The 16080-nt window shown below is 69.9% G+C and carries 11 protein-coding genes; 2 read left to right on the forward strand and 9 right to left on the reverse strand.

The features are described from left to right. Nucleotides 1–13: 13 nt before the first annotated feature. Nucleotides 14–4384 (reverse strand): DNA/RNA non-specific endonuclease, encoded by a 4371-nt coding sequence (locus H4W30_RS23895; protein ID WP_225949845.1) that lies wholly within the window; start codon nucleotides 4382–4384, stop codon nucleotides 14–16. Nucleotides 4385–4612: 228 nt separating this feature from the next. Continuing rightward, nucleotides 4613–5680 (reverse strand): hypothetical protein, encoded by a 1068-nt coding sequence (locus H4W30_RS23900; RefSeq protein ID WP_225949846.1) that lies wholly within the window; start codon nucleotides 5678–5680, stop codon nucleotides 4613–4615. Nucleotides 5681–5939: 259 nt separating this feature from the next. Between H4W30_RS23900 and H4W30_RS23905 the strand changes: the two genes are divergently transcribed. Beyond that, the gene (locus H4W30_RS23905) at nucleotides 5940–8936 is read left to right on the forward strand and encodes an RICIN domain-containing protein (protein WP_192744910.1); all 2997 of its coding nucleotides are present in this window, start codon (nucleotides 5940–5942) and stop codon (nucleotides 8934–8936) included. An 83-nt stretch (nucleotides 8937–9019) separates the two neighbouring features. Here the strand turns inward: H4W30_RS23905 and H4W30_RS23910 are convergent, their stop codons facing one another. From H4W30_RS23910 to H4W30_RS23925, 4 genes are read right to left on the reverse strand one after another with little or no spacing between them, the layout of a single operon-like run. Continuing rightward, nucleotides 9020–9673 (reverse strand): SRPBCC family protein, encoded by a 654-nt coding sequence (locus H4W30_RS23910; protein ID WP_225949847.1) that lies wholly within the window; start codon nucleotides 9671–9673, stop codon nucleotides 9020–9022. A 30-nt stretch (nucleotides 9674–9703) separates the two neighbouring features. After that, nucleotides 9704–10573 (reverse strand): sucrase ferredoxin, encoded by an 870-nt coding sequence (locus tag H4W30_RS23915; protein ID WP_192744911.1) that lies wholly within the window; start codon nucleotides 10571–10573, stop codon nucleotides 9704–9706. Then, complete coding sequence (locus H4W30_RS23920) at nucleotides 10570–11853, reverse strand: cupin domain-containing protein (RefSeq protein WP_318780661.1); 1284 nt, start codon at nucleotides 11851–11853, stop codon at nucleotides 10570–10572. Before H4W30_RS23920 ends, H4W30_RS23915 begins: the two co-directional genes overlap by 4 nt. Beyond that, a complete protein-coding gene (locus H4W30_RS23925; RefSeq protein ID WP_126731016.1) occupies nucleotides 11840–12049 on the reverse strand; it encodes a hypothetical protein in 210 nt (69 codons plus the stop codon). Before H4W30_RS23925 ends, H4W30_RS23920 begins: the two co-directional genes overlap by 14 nt. A gap of 335 nt (nucleotides 12050–12384) precedes the next feature. On the opposite strand from H4W30_RS23925, the gene H4W30_RS23930 reads away from it, so the two are divergent. Continuing rightward, nucleotides 12385–12753 (forward strand): STAS domain-containing protein, encoded by a 369-nt coding sequence (locus tag H4W30_RS23930; protein WP_192744912.1) that lies wholly within the window; start codon nucleotides 12385–12387, stop codon nucleotides 12751–12753. Here H4W30_RS23930 and H4W30_RS23935 read toward each other — a convergent pair. From H4W30_RS23935 to H4W30_RS23945, 3 genes are all read right to left on the reverse strand, one after another. Beyond that, nucleotides 12739–13962: an NAD(P)/FAD-dependent oxidoreductase gene (locus tag H4W30_RS23935; protein ID WP_192744913.1), complete on the reverse strand. Its 1224-nt coding sequence runs from the start codon at nucleotides 13960–13962 to the stop codon at nucleotides 12739–12741. The genes H4W30_RS23930 and H4W30_RS23935 overlap by 15 nt on opposite strands. A gap of 35 nt (nucleotides 13963–13997) precedes the next feature. Then, nucleotides 13998–15011: a DUF5914 domain-containing protein gene (locus H4W30_RS23940; protein WP_192746789.1), complete on the reverse strand. Its 1014-nt coding sequence runs from the start codon at nucleotides 15009–15011 to the stop codon at nucleotides 13998–14000. A 69-nt stretch (nucleotides 15012–15080) separates the two neighbouring features. Further along, on the reverse strand, nucleotides 15081–15962 hold the full coding sequence (locus H4W30_RS23945; protein ID WP_192744914.1) for a MerR family transcriptional regulator: 882 nt from the start codon (nucleotides 15960–15962) through the stop codon (nucleotides 15081–15083). Nucleotides 15963–16080: the final 118 nt, after the last annotated feature.

A 16080-nucleotide genomic window follows, 5' to 3' on the forward strand; every position in this document is an offset into this window, starting at 1 on the left:
GTTCTCTCGATCGTCAGGCCGTCCGGAAGGCGGGACAGGTTTCCTTGACGAGGTTACCGGTGGGGATGTTCTCGATCTTCGCGAAGCACTTCGCGCCGTTCGAAGCGATCGCCTCGATGAAGATCCATCTCGGCATCGCGGCGGTCTTGGTCGCGTACTGGACGTGGACCTCGTAGATGACCGAGACGTCCCGGCTGGGATAGCGGTCCAGCATGTCCCCCACCGCGTTCTCCACCTTCTTGACGTCGGAGAGGTTGACCTTCGACCACTGGGTGACGATGTTGTCCACCAGCATGGAACCGTGGAGCCTGGCGGGCACCAGGTGTCCCTTGTGGACGGCCGTCCCGTTCAGCTTCGGCGGCGAGGTGTCGGGATGCCCGACGGGCGCCGCCGGCTCTCCCGATCGTTTCGCGGTCTGGTTGACGCAGACGATGCCGCCGGTGGCGCGTTTGGCGTCGTTGCCGAGCCAGGTGAAGTCCTCCATGGGGTAGTTGAAGGAGATGTTCGCCGGGATCACGCTCTTGAAGCAGCCCTCCACCTCCCGCTGCCGGGCGATGGTGCTGAGCCGCTGTCCCGGTTGAGGACTGACCGCGGGCTGCTTCTTGTGTTCGTCCTCCACCTTCTTGCGCAGTGCTTCCCGGTCCACGACCTGGCAGGCGGGCGGTGCCGCCGCCGACGTCACCGCGGCGGGGTTCTTGCATCCCTTGAGCTGCCTGATCAGGTCACGCAGGTTGTCGGTGATGCGGCGGCCGAGCATCTTCACGTCCTTGAAGGTGCGGATGCCCTTCACGATGCGCACGGTCGCCTCGACCGCGTCCGGGATCTTCCGCAGCACCGAAGCGATCTTGAGGATCGGCAGCGCGTTGATCACGGTCATCACGCAGGAGATGAAGTCGCCTTCCATGAAGCACCGCTTCGCGTCGGTGTAGCCGATCAGGTCGAGGATGACCTGGCCGCCTTCGTCGACGATGAGGCCCATGAGGTCCTTGTTCGCGTCGGCGCGGGCGCGGTTGTACTCGTCGACACCCGCCTGCCCCTTCTCCGCGCGCAGCAGTTCCTCTTCCTCCGGCGTCAGCGCGGGGACCTCGCTGTCGTCGGTGATGGCCTGTTCGGCCTCGGCGCGTTCGCGTGCTTCTTCCTCCTGGCGAAGCAATTCCTGCATCTCGGCCAGCTGGTCCTGGATCGCCTTGGCGTCCGCCGCCGCGTTCGCCGCCCGGTCCTCCACGTTCTTCGCGTACTTCTCCGCGTTGGTGGCCGCGGAATCGGCGTCACGGGCGTAATCCGCGGCCCGGTTCGCGGACTCGCGGGCGGCGTCCGCGTCACGCTGGGCCTGCTCCGCCGCTCGCTGGGCGGCGACCGCGTCCTGCTGGGCCCGGGTGGCGGCGGCGGTGGCTTCGTTCGCCGCGCGGGTCGCGTCGTCGGCGGCCTTCCTCGCCGCGACGGCGTCGGCCGCCGCCTGGTCGGCCGCCCGTCCCGCCAGGGCGGCATCGGCCGCCGCCTGGTCGGCCGCCGCACGTGAGGCCTTGGCGTCCGCCTGTGCCTCGGCGTCGACGGCGTCCGCCTCGGCCGATGCCGCCCTGGCCGCAGCCGCGGCCACCGCCGCGGCGGCCGCGGACTGCTGGGCCGCCGCCGCCGAATTCGCCGCGTTGGCCGCCGAAGTGGCGGCCGCCGCCGCGGCCTCGAACGCCGGCTTCACCTCGAGCCCGGCGTTCCTGGCCGCCTCGGCGGCCCGGCTCGCCTGCGCGGCGGCATCGGCCGCGGCGGCCTGCGCGGCCCGGACCTGGGTGTCGCCGACGTCCTTCGCCCGGTTCGCCACCATGAGCACGAAGTCCGCGTCGAGGTCGTCGCCGGTGAACGGGCTGACCAGGTTGATCGCCTGGTCGGCCGGGGCGGCGATCCCGGACCCCGACAGTCCCGCCGCGACCGCCGCACGGGTCGCGATCCCCGCCTGGGTGGCCGCGGTGGCGGCCTCCGCCGCGGCCGCGTTGGCCTCCTCCTGGGTGCGATGCGCGGCGGTGAGCGCCTGCTCAGAGTGCACCGCGGCTTCCTGCGCCAGGTTCGCCGCGTTGCGGGCGTTCTCGGCGGCACGCGATTCCGCGGCCGTCGCCTCCTCCGCCGACGCACGGGCCTTCATCGCCTCCGCGTGGACGGCGGAGGCTTCCCGCTCGGCGCGCGCCGCCGCCTCGTTGGCGCGCGCTGCCGCGGCCTCCGCTTCGTTCGCCGCCGTCCGGGATTTCTCCGCCGCGACTTCGGCTTCCCTGGCCGCCGCCCGCGCCTGCGACGCCGCCGCCTGCGCTCGATCCGCGTGCGCCCGCGACCGGCCCGCGGCGGCCTGTGACTCCGTCGCCGCCGCACGAGCCGACGCCGCCGCTTGCCCGGCCTGCGTGGCGAGGCCGTCGGCCGCCTGCGCGGCGTCCCTCGCCGTGTTCGCCTCGGCCCGGGCCTGAGTCGCCGCGGCCCGCACCTTTTCCTTTTCCTCCTGGAGGATCTCCGACGACGCTTCCGCCCGCGCGGCGAGTTGTTCGAGCGCCTGGGCCTTCTTCGCGGTCGTCTCGGCCGACTGCCGCACCCGTGCGGCGTCCTCGCGGGCCTGATGGGCCTTGCTCTCCTCGACACCGGCGTTCTGGTCGATGCCCGCCGCGATCTGTTCTTGACGCCGGGCCTCCTTGGCGGCGTCGGCGGCGATCTGTTCCTGTCCTTGGGCGGCGACGCGCTTCTCGGAGGCGATCCGCTGCTGTGACTCGGCCTCCTGCCGCTTCTGCTGGGCGATACCCGCCTCGTGTTTGGCCTTGTCCCGCTCGCTCGCGGCTTCCCGCTGTTTGGCCTCGGCCTCCTGCCTCTTGAGGGCGGCCTGACCACGCCACTGTTCGGCTTCACGCCGTTTGGCGTCGGCGATATCGCGTTCCCGCTCGGCGTCCGCACGTGCCTGCTTGACCTTGGCGGCGTGTGCCTTCGCGTTCCGCAGCGCGGTTTCCGCGTCGGTTTTCGCCTGCTGTGCCTGTGCCGCCGCTTGAGCAGCCGCCGCGGCCTGTTCACCGGCGGCCGTGGCCAGGCGCTCCGCCGCGTCGGCGTGGGACTGCGCGTTGGCCCGCCAGCGGCGGGCGTTCTCTTCCCGCGCCCTGGCCTTCTCCGCGGCGTCGGTGGCCGCGGCGTCGGCGGCGATCGCGTCGATCGCGTGCACCGCGGTTTCGGCGGCCTGCTTCGCGGCGTTCGCGGCGGCCGCCATGCCCTGGACGACCTTCGCCCACTGGGTGCCGTGCGGCATCTGGTTCTGCACGAGGATGTCCACCTGGGCGCTCGCCAGCGCGGCCGCCGACTGGGCCTGCTGGGCGTCGGTCCGCGCGTCCCGGACGAACCGGGCGGCGTCGTCCTTCGCCCGCTGGTACAGCTCGGGGTGATAGCTGTTCCCCGCCTGATCGGCGGCCAGCGCCCGCGCGGCCTCCCGCGACGCGTTCGCCGCCAGTGTCATGTCGTTGGCGGTCCGCTCCAGCGCCTGGACGCCGCTCGCGTGCGCGGAAAGCAGGTTCTGCCGCGCCCGCATGACCCGCGCGATCCGTTGCGCCAGTTCCGAATTCGCTTCGGCTTCCTTGCGCTGTCGTTCGAGTTCGGCGAGCCGGGTCTCACGGGCGTCCGCGTCGCGTTTGGCGGCGGCCAGGTACCCCGTCTTGAGGTATTCCTCGATCGCGGCGTCGCCCTGGGCCAGCGCCGCCTTCGCGGCGGCGGAGACCTCGGGTGTCCCCCGGTCCGCGGCGATCTGCACATGGGCGCGCCGCCGGTCCCGGATCTCCTTCTCGTAGGCGCCGGAACGGCGGTCCTGTTCCGTGGCGATGTCCCGCCCGAAGGCCAGGAAGTTCTCGCGGTCGTAGGCGTTGCCCCGCAGCGCGCGGTCGACGGCGGCGTTGAACGCCGGGCCGCCGGTGCCCGCGAGGGACTGGATCACCGCGCGGTTGCGGTCGTCGGCTTCCTGCTTACGGCGTTCCGCCCGCGCCTTGGCTTCCTGATGCCCACGCTCGAAGAACGTCGTGATGGCCGCGTCGTCGCCGGCTTCGGCCTTCTTCAAGGCTTCCCGCGCCGCCACACGGACTTCCTCGTGCTCGTCCAGCGCCGCGATGTCGGCGAGCAGGTCCAGCTGCAACTGCCGGAGCAGTGCCTCCTCTTCCGGATCACTCGTCGCCGTCGCCGGGACGGGCGGCGTCGCCGGAGCCGGTGACGTGGCGGGCGCGTGCTGCGCGGCCCCCACCACCGGGACGGCGGGCGCGGCGGCGGCGAGTTCCAGCCCCGCACCCGAGATGACCAAGGCCGTGGTCACGGTCAGCACGACCGCGCCGCGGCACCATCCGGAGGCGAGCGGCCCCCGTCTGGCGCGTCGCGTCTTCCTTTTCATGGCACACCACTCCCCAGTAGCAGAAAGATTTCGTGAATCAGGCACGAGAAGAATCCCGGGATGGTTTCCGGGCACCGGAGAAAACGGGACGGGTGCAGCTGTCCGCCACCCCGCCCCGTCGGCCGTCGATTAACCGTCTCGGCGTTGAATCGAGCACACCGGAGCCCTTTTCGAAATTAATCGAAAGAAGAAGGTCTTCAGTGCTTGAAAAGAGTTGCCCGGCCGAGCTCAGCCCGCGGGCGACATTTGGTCTAGATGCTCTTTCGCATGCTTTTCGACACTCGCCCAATACTGGGTCTGCCCGTCGGCGAACGTTCCGTCGGCGGCCCAGCCGGCCCGATTCTTGTCCGCCCTGGTGGCGATCATCCCCCAGACCGGGTCGACACTGGCGTTGGCCCGGTCGATCACCGTCCGCCAGTACCGGGCCTGCTCGGCGCAGGCCAGCGCTTCGTTCTCCCAGACCGCTCGGGCTTCGTCGGCCTTTTCCCTGGTCGTGGCCCATGCCCGGGCGGCGACCGCGCGGGCTTGCTCCGCCGCGGCACCCTCGGCCGCGAGCGCCTCCCGCTCGGCTTCCTCCGCGTCCGCGATCAGCTGCGGAATCAGGGCATAGAAGCGGACACCCGCCTCCTGCGTGCGGATCCGGTAGATCTCGACATCCGTCGCGGCCGCGGCCATCCACTCGGAGGCGAAGAAGGCCCGAAGGTGACTGTCCGTACCTCCGGCCCGCAAAGCGTGCTGGGCGGCCAGGCGCACCTGCTCACCCGGATCGAATTCCGCCAGCAACCGCACGAAGGCGCGGTCTTCCTCGAGAATCTGCTGTTTGTGCTGCTCATCGGCCTCGCGAGCGGCATCGTCGAGCGCCTTCGCCGCCGCGAAACCGGTCCGGAAGAACTGTTCCTGCTGCGCGGCACTGCCCTTGTACGCCGCCGTGGCCTCGGCGTGCACGTTCGGCGAATACTGCGCGCTGTAGTTGGTCATGACCCGCCGCGCGAACTCCTTGTTCCGCGCGTGGTACCCCTCGGCCCGCTTCCTGGCCTCGAAGAACCCCGTCCGGACGAACGCCCGCAGCGCCGGCTCGCCCTCGTCCGATCGCAGCGCCTGCCACGCCGCCACCCTGACCAGATCCTCCGAGTGGTACAGCGCGTTCTGGCGGACGATCGGATAGTAAATCGAATTCTCGATACCGGGAACACTGGAACCAATGGCCGTTTCCGTTACTCCATTCGCCGTAGCGACATTTGCGCCGATCCCGATGATCGACACCACGAGGGCGCCGAACAGTGCACGAAGTCTCATCCCCAGAACCCCAGACCCCAGAATTGCGTGCTCGCGCACGCCTGAGGACGACTATGGCACAAGGACACAACGCCCGTAAAGGACGTGATCCACATCACAGTCGCGGTCTTTTTTTCGCCATTAACTGGTCTCCTATTCGAACTCGCGATGGAGACCGAATGACGGTCTCGCGCGTTACATCCAAGGAGAGGATGTCTTGAACGGATACTGGGGTCCCTCCGGCGTGCCATCGGCACGGCGAAGAGGGGTTTTCAAGAGATTGATCATCGCCACCGCGATCGTCGCGACGACGGCGGGCGTCGCGGCACCCGTCACGGCCTTCGCCGCCCCGCCGTCCGCGCCGGCGGCCGCCGCGCAGTCCACGGACATCGACAAGGGCAATGCCGCCGCCGTCCTGAAGATCGTGGCCGGGCCCGATCTCCTGGTCCTCAGCGACCGGGGCTTCGTCGCCGCGATGTACTACGCGGCCGACGACATCGACAAGCAGCATCCGCTCGAACCCGAGCACCAGAAGCTCAAGGAGACGGCCATCGCCGCGCTCGCCGCCGACGGCGAGGCGGCGTCCACGCAGTGGATCAAGGTCGGGATCCACGACGCGCACCGGGAAGACGAGAAGATCGTCACCGACCGCCGTCAGCAGCAGGAACAGGAACGCGCCGCCAAGGCGCTGGCCGCCTCGACCCTCAGCATCCCGGTGGACAACACCGTCCTGGCGAAGTCGATCTTCGACTTCATCGTCCACTTGGAACTCAACGCCGACGGCTACAAGGACATGGCCGTCAAGGAGGCCGCCCGCACGGCGCTGCGGGGTACCGCGGACGATCAGTGGCGCTTCCTGACCGTCGTGCTCTTCGCCGAGCACAAGAAGGACGTGGACCGCGTCATCCAGGACGACGCCACCAAGGACGAAGCGGCGAAGGCCGCTGAACGGGCGAAGGCCGCCAAGGCGAACGCCGTGTCGCACACGCTGGGATCGGTGCCCCCGGCGCGGCTGGAGTACCTGATCAACCTGAAGGACCGGGATTTCGTCGTCGAAATCTGGAAGTCGGTGCCCCGCGACACCGAGGTCCACGGCGCCGCCGAAGACGCCGTTGGCAGCCTCGACCCCGCCGACTGGGCCTTCTTCATCAACCAGGGCGCCGAAGAAGCGCACCTGCGGGACATCGTCAACGAGCTCGCCAAGCGCGACCAGGAGTACATCCGCCTGATCACCGAACTGCGCACGCGCGCGGCGAACCAGCTGATCCGGCCGGCGCTGGTCGCCGCCGCGGACGCTGCACTCGCCGCCAAGCGCAGCGACCGCGAGAAGTTCCTTCGCACCGGACAGTACGAGAACCTGGTCCAGACCTTGCGGGTCGACGCGTACAGCGGTGTCGACGTCTACCTCACCGATCGCAACGGCGACGTGGTGCTCGAACAGTGGCAGCCGGGCGACCGTCCGGAGGCGCGGTGGAGGATCGAGCCGGGGCTGAGCAATCCCGAGTGCTTCTCGTTCCAGTCGGTCAGCCGCCCCAACCACTACCTGCGCTGGCGTTCGGGAGCGTCTTCCGCGGCGAACACGGCGATGATCCCCCCGCAGTCGCAACGTGTGCGGGCCTACGTCGACCCGACCGACGGCTCCAACGCCTTCAAGGGTGACGCGACCTGGTGCGTGCGGGGCGATGCCTCCAGCGTCTCCATCCGCCCTTCGCGCAGTTCCGCCAAGTACCTGTTCGTCACCGGCGCGATCGATGACGACAACTACGCGATCGCGACGAAGTGGCACGCCGAGGCTCCGCTGGCCCCGCACCCGATCGACCGGCGCTACGCCGCCGAGCAGCCGCTGCGCGACAAGCTCGGCAAGCCCGTCGGCGACTTCGTTCCCGAAGGGACTTCCAACGGGGTCGGCCTCGGCCACCGGTTGTACGAACGGGGCAGGCTCTACCTCACCGCCGGCAACGACGGGACCACTCAGCGCTTCGCGGTGCAGGCGGTCTACAACGGCCCGGTCCTCGACAAACTCCTGGCGCTCGGCGGGCCCGCCGGCGTCGGCGGCGCGATGACCGACCAGGTGCCCACCAAGGACGGCAACGGCCAGGTCCTGCGGGTCGTCAAACCCACGATGGGCGGGCCGAACCTCCACATCATGTGGAGCGCGTCGACGGGAGTCCACATCGTCTTCGGCCTGATCGGGGAGATCTGGGCGAATTCGGGCGGGGAAACGGGTCCCTACGGCTACCCGCTCTCCGACGAGGGCACCGTCAGTGGCACGAACGTCCGCTACAACCGGTTCGTCGCGGGCACCATCTACTACGTGCCCGGTAGCGCGATCCGGCAGGTCAAGGGTGAGCTCCACCGGAAGTTCGCCGCCATGGGCTTCGAGGCGGGCATGGGTTATCCCCTGGCGGACGCCGGCACCTACGGCCCCGACGCCAGCCCCATGCAGCGCTTCACGTCGGGCTCGGTCTACATCACCCGCAACGGAACCGTCGCGATCAACGGTGACATCCACCGCAAGTTCGCCGAGCACGGTTACGAGACCGGGCCCCTCGGGCATCCGACGGGCGATATCCGGTCCACTTCGGACGGTGTGGGCAAGGTCGCCGACTTCGCCACCGGCTCGGGCTCGATCTACTGGCACCCCAGCACCGGCGCACGCCTGGTCTACGGGAGCATCAGCGCGAAGTACAAGTCGATGGGGGCCGAGCGGTCGTACCTGGGCTACCCGAAGTCCGACGAGACCGGCCTCCCGATGGGCAGGCGCAACGTCTTCCAGAACGGCCGGATCGACTGGAGCAGTGAGACCGGCTCGACCATCGCCTACCGGGTCGCGGCGGTCCCCCACAAGACGGTCGACCTCAGGGGAGCCAAGTCGGGCCGCTGCATCCAGACGGCCGGTCTCATCGGGGAAGGCGCGTTGAACGACCTCGCCGGCATGGAGCTCTGGGACTGCGTCGGTGGCGTCAAGCAGCTTTGGGACGTGACCCATCTCGGCAACAACGTCTACGTCCTGAAGAACCGCCACTCGGGGAAGTGCCTCGACCTGCGGTACGGCGAACTGCACAACGGCAACTCGATCGTCCAGTACCAGTGCCACAACGGGTCGACGCAGCAGTGGGAGTTCACCACCACCGCGGACGGCTCGGTCGCCCTGCGCAGCGTGCATTCGGCGAAGATCGTCGAAGCCGCGGGTGGCGCGGACCCCAACGCCACCGCCGTCGTCCAGCAGGTGGACAGCGGTCAGGCGCACCAGCGGTGGACCGTCCGACCCTACTGATCGAAGACAACGCTTCGTGAGGAGCAAGCGCGATGACGGCCGCGACCCGGATCAGGGTCGCGGCCGTTCCGCACCGGAGGCCGTCACGAATCCCGGTTTCCCGCCCAGCCTCCCTCTTTTTCGGCGGCGTCCACATCGGAATCCGCGGTCACGGTGTGCGCCAGCGCGGCGACGGTCTCCTCGAGCCCGCGCTGTACCGCCTCGTCATCCGCGTCCCGGACGCTGTGCAGTGTCACCGTGAGGCGAGACGCCGCGGGACCGGAGTCTTCGATCGACAATTCCCCCTGATAGTCATGCGGCCCTTGGGCTCCCCAGCGCAGCGAACGGTTGGCCTCGTCGACCTTCAGCCACGCCTCGCCTTCCACGTGCTCGCCGTCGACGTCGGCTTCGACGTGCACGGCCTCGCCGCCTTCAGGCTCGGCCCGAGTCATCTGAGGGAAGTAGCGGGGCAGGTTCCGCGGCTCTCGCAGGTAGGCGAACAGGTCCGCGGCGGGCATCTCGATGGTCGCGGTGTGCCGGTATTCGGTCATGCGGCCGGATACCCCGCGGCTCCCGCGCGAAACGGCGCTGAGCCGGACGATCAGCGGAACCGCGAGGACACCCAGTACGGTCACGATCAGGATCGTGATCCCGAGAACGTTCGCCGGGACCAGCGGCCTGATCACGAACAGGGCGACCAGCATCCACCCTGCCGACGTGACGATCCCGACGGCGAACGATCGCCACTGCTCCCCCATGGGTTCCCCCACCTTCCTGGCGGCACCCGGTCAGTACCGGAGATCCACCAATTCGAACACCCTCAACGTCCGCACGGGCTCGGACGCGCACGTGAGCCGCCTGCCCGCCGGGATCCGGTCTTCGCGCAGATACACGGTGCAGTCTGGTTCGGCGAAGACCACCTTCCAGGTATCACCGGCACGCGTGGTCTTCGTCAGCCGGAGATCGTCGATCCCGGGAGCGCCCGTGGCGGCGCGGGCGTGGTGGTGAGCCGCTTGGACGATCGGCGGGTACGAGGAACGGCCGCGCAGGAACCTGGGGTCGAGGATGCCGTCCAGGTACTGGCGGAAGAGACCGATCGCGTCGTCCGGATGCAGGCCGCCGAAGGTGAAACCGTGTGGCAGCACCACCATCGAGGGAGCGAAGCGGCAGCCGCCGAGGTGGCTGCATTCCCAGGTGGCCCCGGGGAACTCCGCCGCCAGCGCGGTCGCGAGCGAACGGCCGCGTACCGCGCAGCAGGTGTCGTGTCTGCCGTGGACGCACACCAGCGCGAGAGGTTCGGGCCACACGCTCCCCGCCGCGGAGGTGACGCGGGAGAGTTCCGCGGCGTCGGTGAATTCCCCGGTCCGGATCTGCTCGTGGCCGGGGCGGGCGTCGACCCGGAACCAGCGGAAGGGGCGGTCGCGAGTGGACGGACGCCGGGCGACCCGGCGGATCAGAGCGATCCGGCCGCCGGCCCGCGCCGCCCACGAACCGAGCTGGGCGACCGCCGCCGGATCGATCCCGGACTCCTTGAGCGCGAACCGGCCCCACGGGCCCGGATGCTCGATCAGGAGCCAGTGCTCCGCGGGCGGGGCCGTTCCTTCTCCGGGATCGCCCGCGGCTTCGGCCAGTTCCGCGCACCGCCGCGCCGCGGTCATGCGGTCGAGGCCATCAGCACGCCTTCCCGGAGCAGGCGGCGCACGAGTACGAGCTGATCGGCCCGGTCCATTCCCGGGATCTCTCCCAGCCGCCACGTCCTTCCGTCCAGCAGCGCCGTCAAGGCGGTCGAGGTGGAGGCAGGCAACGAGAGGCGGCGATCGGGGAGTTCGAGAACGATCCGGCCGTCCGCTGGGTCACCGATACGGAAGCGCAAGCCGTCGCGACGCCGCACCGAATCCCCGTCGCCGAGGCCCAGTACGAACCTGGCCGTGGCGACCGGCGCCAGCGGTTCCGGACGATTTCCGTGCCATGTCCTGTCCCGGACGTGCCGGGCGATGGCGTCGCCGGGCACCGCCCGCAGGGCGGCGATCAGGTCTTCCCGGACGGACTCGACATGGGCTTCCAGCCGACTCGGGTCCGCGACGTCGATCCCCAGCGGGAGCGACGTGCGCAGCCGTTCCTCGGAACCGGCGAGTGCGGTGAGCGCTTCCACCAAGGCGAAGGCGGTGATCACGTGGACGCCGACGGTCAAATGCGCGGAGACGTCACCCAGCGCCGTGGCCGAATGCAGCCAGCCGCGGGGCAGATACAGCACGTCTCCGGGCTCGAGGACTTCGTCGATGACCGGAGCATCGTCACGGGCCCGCCTGGCGACGGCGCCGGCGTGCTCACCCCACGGCTGGTCACGCAGGGGCGCCGGGTGGACGGGCGCGTGCACCTTCCATCGCTTGCGGCCCGCCAGCTGAAGCACGAAGACGTCGTGCACGTCGTAGTGCGCCGAGAAGCCCTGCGACGACGGCGGGGTGATGTAGGCGTTGACCTGCGCGGGATGGCCGAGCTCGCCGGTCAGGCGCGTGGTGAAGCCGATGATGGCAGGCCAGATGCGGTGCAGCCCCTGGAGCACGATGGTGCTGCCTTCGGCGAACAGGGCGGCGACCTGGTCGTCACGGACCTGATCGCCGATTTCCGCGCCGACACCGGCTCCACCGGTGAACGAACGGGAATCGACCACCGCCCCGTCGCGGGCCAGCCGCAGGAACGGCGTCCGCAACCCACGGCGGGACAGCATTTCGTCGACGCCGTCCAGATCGAGCAGATCACCGAAGTCGCCGCCGGTTCGCCGCAGCAACGGTTCCCTGCCCCAGTGCCGGGTGGCGAACTCCTCCACGGCGGAACCGACCAGACGCGACAGGACACTTGGCGGCGCGTGGCCGTCCACTGGTACCGGGACGCTTTCCCCGGTACCGGTGGACGGCTCGCTCAGCTCAGCTCGCGCCACTGTCCGCGCCGCCGTCGGCTCCGCCGTCGTGCTGGCCCGCGGTGCCTTCGCCGGCGCCGGAATCGGCAGGCCCCTCGGCGCCACCGTCGGCCCCGCCGTCGTGCTCGCCGGGAGTCCCCTGGCCGGCACCGGCGTCGGCCGGTCCTTCCCGGTCCTCGCCCGAGGTGGTGGAGATGTCGTCGTCGTTCAGGCTCATGTCGATTCCCTTTCCCATGATCCGGATGAATCAGTGGCCGGTTACCCCGGATCTTCCCGGAGCACACGTGCGCGGCCATCACGATCGGCTTACCCGCCACCACCCGTCGCAAACCGATTCGAGACCGATTCATCGCGTCGGATTTCCTTATCCCGCAGACTGCGGAGGCGGCTCCGGCGACGTACGGTGATACCACGTGAGGTTCAACTCGCAGCTTCGCGTGTTCGGTGACCTTGCCCGGCCTCGCACCGTCTGGCCGAAGCCCGGGTGCGCCCGGCGACGTGCTGCCGCGGGCACTCGGAGCGCGCGTCATACCGCTTTCCGAGGAGACCTCCATGTCATCACCACACCGAAAAACGCCTGCCCCCGTACTGAGGCACGAGCACACCACCGGCCTGCTGATCCTCACCGTGACCGGCGAACTGGACGCGACCACGACCCCACTGCTGCACCGGCAGCTGGACGGGAACCTCCCCGATCGCACGGTGATCGATCTGTCCAGGGTGACCTTCCTCGGCGTGGCGGGGCTAGAGGTGCTGGAGGCCGCCGTCACCCGTGCCGGTCGCGAGCGCCGACGGCTGGCGTTGGTCACTTCGTCGCCGACGGACCTCAGGATCTTGCGGCTCTTCGGCCTCGACGTGCGGGTGCCGGTGTATCCGCGGCTGTCGGACGCGATCCGGGAAGTCGCCTCACAGGTCCCGTAGCACCGCGCGAGCGGTCCGACCACCGGAGGCGAGCGCGCCCTGCAGCGAACTGGTGTCGCGGTGATCCCCGCAGACGTAAAGCCTTTCGCCGAACCGGATCTCGCCGCGAACGTCGTGCGGCGGCGACATGGCAGGGAGCGCGCGGGGGATCTCGTAGCGCCCCACCAACGGCCAGCGCGAAGCGTCCACACGGTACATCCGGCTCAGTTCCCGCCGCACTTCCGATTCCCCGAGCGGCGTGAGCGCCGAGACGCTGACGAGTGCCGCGCCTTTCGGGGCGTAGGCCGGGCAGACTTCGCTGACGACCGAGGTGTTGATGATCGGGCCGCCGCGGGCGTCGACCACGATGACCGGCTCTCGCAACGGTGACCGTGGTGGCGCGAAATACCAAGTCGTGACGCTGTTCCACCGCGGTTCGGGGACGCCGTCGACCAGGCTCGCGGCGGTGGTGCCGTCCGTGGCGACGACGACGGCGCGCGCGGTCCAGACGTCTCCGCCGGCGGTGCGTACCTCACCGTCTCCGACTCGCTCGACACGTGTACCGGTCCGCACCGCGGAAACGGGCAGCAGCCGGGCGAGTTGCCGGGGCAGCTCCCCCATGCCCAGCGACGGCAACGACGGCGCGGACCGCAGGAAGCTGCGCCAGACGAGCCGGAAGAACCGCGAGGAGGTGCTCAAACCGGCCTCCAGGAAGACGCCGGACAGGAACGGGCGGAGCACCGTTTCCACCGCGCGGTCCGACAATCCCGCGTCACGCAGTTCGTCGGCGGTCGTGCCGTCGCGTCCCTGGACGATCGACCGCGCCGGACCGCCCGCCGCCCGCGCGGTGAAGGTACCGAGCGCGGCGAGGTCCTTCGCCGACAGATAGCGCCTTGCCGCGACGTCCCGCAGCGCCTTGGGTGTGTCGAGCGGGTTCCCGAGGAGGCTGAGCCGGTCGTCGTCGGCCACCCGGACCGCGCGCCAGAACCTGCCCAGCCGCAACGCGTCGACGTCCACCAAACGCTGGATCGCGGGGTACGCGGGATTGAGGATCTGGAAGCCGCGGTCCAGCCGGAAGCCGTCGACGACATCGGTCCGCACGCGGCCACCGACCTCGTCCCCTGCCTCCAGGACGGTACAGACGACGCCGGCGCGGTGGAGGTGCAGCGCGGCCGAGAGACCGGCGAGTCCGGCACCGATGACCACGACTTCGGTTTCGTGCACAGGCATCGGAAACGCTCCTCGGTGTCACGGTGGACGCGAGCTCAGACGTGTCCTGCTCGCAAGGCATAGCGGCGTTCCGCGTAGGCGAGATCGTCCCGCCACAGACGCGCGGACGCCCGCCGCATCAAGGGCCGCAGTGCCGGGGCGATCCGGGCGGCCTTCGCGAACCCAGGACGATCGGAAGTCGCGATCGTCGCCTCGATCACGGCGGTGCGCGGACGGCCGTCCGGGCCGGTTCCGAGCGGGGTGGCATGCGTCTCCACCACACTTCCGGTGCCCTCGCCTTCGACGATGGTCATCAGGACGGTCCGGGGCTCGGGACAGGTGAATTCGGCGATCACCGGCACGCCCAGCTTCCCGGCGAGCCGGAAGGTCACTTCGACCACGAACTTGTCGTCCGCGTCGGAGACCTCGTTGCCTTGCGGCGCCGAGACAACCCGCAGCCGCGTGAACGAATACGGGTGGAACCAGGCGCCGTGCCAGGGGTCGAGCCGGTTCGCGACGACGTCCATCGGTTCACAGATCCCCGTCAGCGTCGCGACCGCGTCGACCGCGAGGTCGCCTTGTGGACGCTCCGGCACGACAGGCCGATCCGTCGGCGCCTCACCGCCGAAGCGATCGAGACGGACCCAGGCGAGCACGCCGTCGTCATAGGACGGCAATGGCGTCCAGCCCGGCCTATCCGACCCGACCCGCAGGCCGTGCCATCGGCAGACCAACTCTCCACAATGGACACGCGCCTCCGCCAGCGGAGCGCCCAGATGAGGACAGGCACCGGGTCCGATGGTCAGGGCACCGTCCGGACCGCGCCAGGCGACCAGTTCCCTGCCGCCCGCCCGCAGGCCGAGTGGCTTGTCCGCACGGATCTCACGGCTCGCCGCGACGACGAACCAGTTGCCCGCCACCCGGGCGTCGGCGCGTTTGACCGCGGCGTCGATCAGCGCGGGAGCGCATTCCCGGTACGTCGGTTCCTGCCGCGCCCAGGCCGGTTCCCGGAAGGGCTGGACCGGCCAGTTCGCCGGCCACCGCTCGAGCACCTGCCGCCTGAGATCCACCACAGACTCTCCCGTCCCGCGATATCCGACGGAACCATCCTCTGGCACTTGGAGCGATCTCGCAACGGTTCAGGACTTCAGCCGCTCAGCGGCGACCTCCAGCGCGCCGGCGAGATCGTTGACCCACGGGGTGCCCTGCACATCGAGTCCTTCCCAGCCGGGACCCGCGACGACGACCTCGAAACCCTGCTGCCGGAGACGACGACGGAGCAGGTCGTCGACCGTGGTGACGGACATCGACCAGAGCACGATCAGCACCGGATCCAGTTTCGAGGCCATGCCGGCGACGGTCTCCGCGGGGACCATCTGACCGAGGTAGACCGCGGGGATACCGATCTCGACCATCGACGCGCGAAGGATCTCGACCGGCAGGCTGTGCCGTTCGTCCGGACAGCAGGAGAGGAGCGCGCCGCGTTCCGAAGGTGCCGTGGCGAATCGGGCGACGTAGCGCTGCAGCGCCAGGGAGACCTCGGTGGTGAGCGCCCATTCCGATTCGAAGCAGACGTCGCCTCGCTGCCAGCGGCCGCCGAGGTTCCGCAGGATGGGAAGGAGCACGTCGGTCCACGTCGCCGCCGCGCCGAGCGAGTCCAGCGTTTCGTCGAGCAACGCCGCGATGGAGGCGAACTCCAGTTCTTCCGCGGCCCGTTCCAGTTCGTCCACCCGCCGGTCGGCCGGGACTTCGGGGAGCGCGCCGGCGGCGCCGGAGAACGCGGCCGCGGCGGCCTCACGGGCACGGATCCCGCGGTCGATCAGCCGCTGCATGTGCTGGAGCCTGCGGACGTCCGCGTCCGAGTACCGGCGATGACGCCCGTCGGCCCTCAGGGAAGGCCCCACGCCGTACCGCGTCGCCCACGTCCGGAGCGTGACCGGCGAGATGCCCAGCACTTCGGCGACCTTGCCGGGCGTCCACGAACCCGTGGGCCGAAGGCCGTTCTCCTCGTCGACTTCCATTCAGTACCACGTTTCGCACGAAGACATCCGGTGCCCGAGCTTACGTGCTCACCGTCGGTCGAACCTCGAACACGGTACGTATGGCGTCCACTGAGGAACGAACGCCCGGCGGTACCGA

The organism is Amycolatopsis roodepoortensis (assembly GCF_014873915.1).
In the GTDB taxonomy this organism is placed as follows: Bacteria; Actinomycetota; Actinomycetes; order Mycobacteriales; family Pseudonocardiaceae; genus Amycolatopsis; species Amycolatopsis roodepoortensis.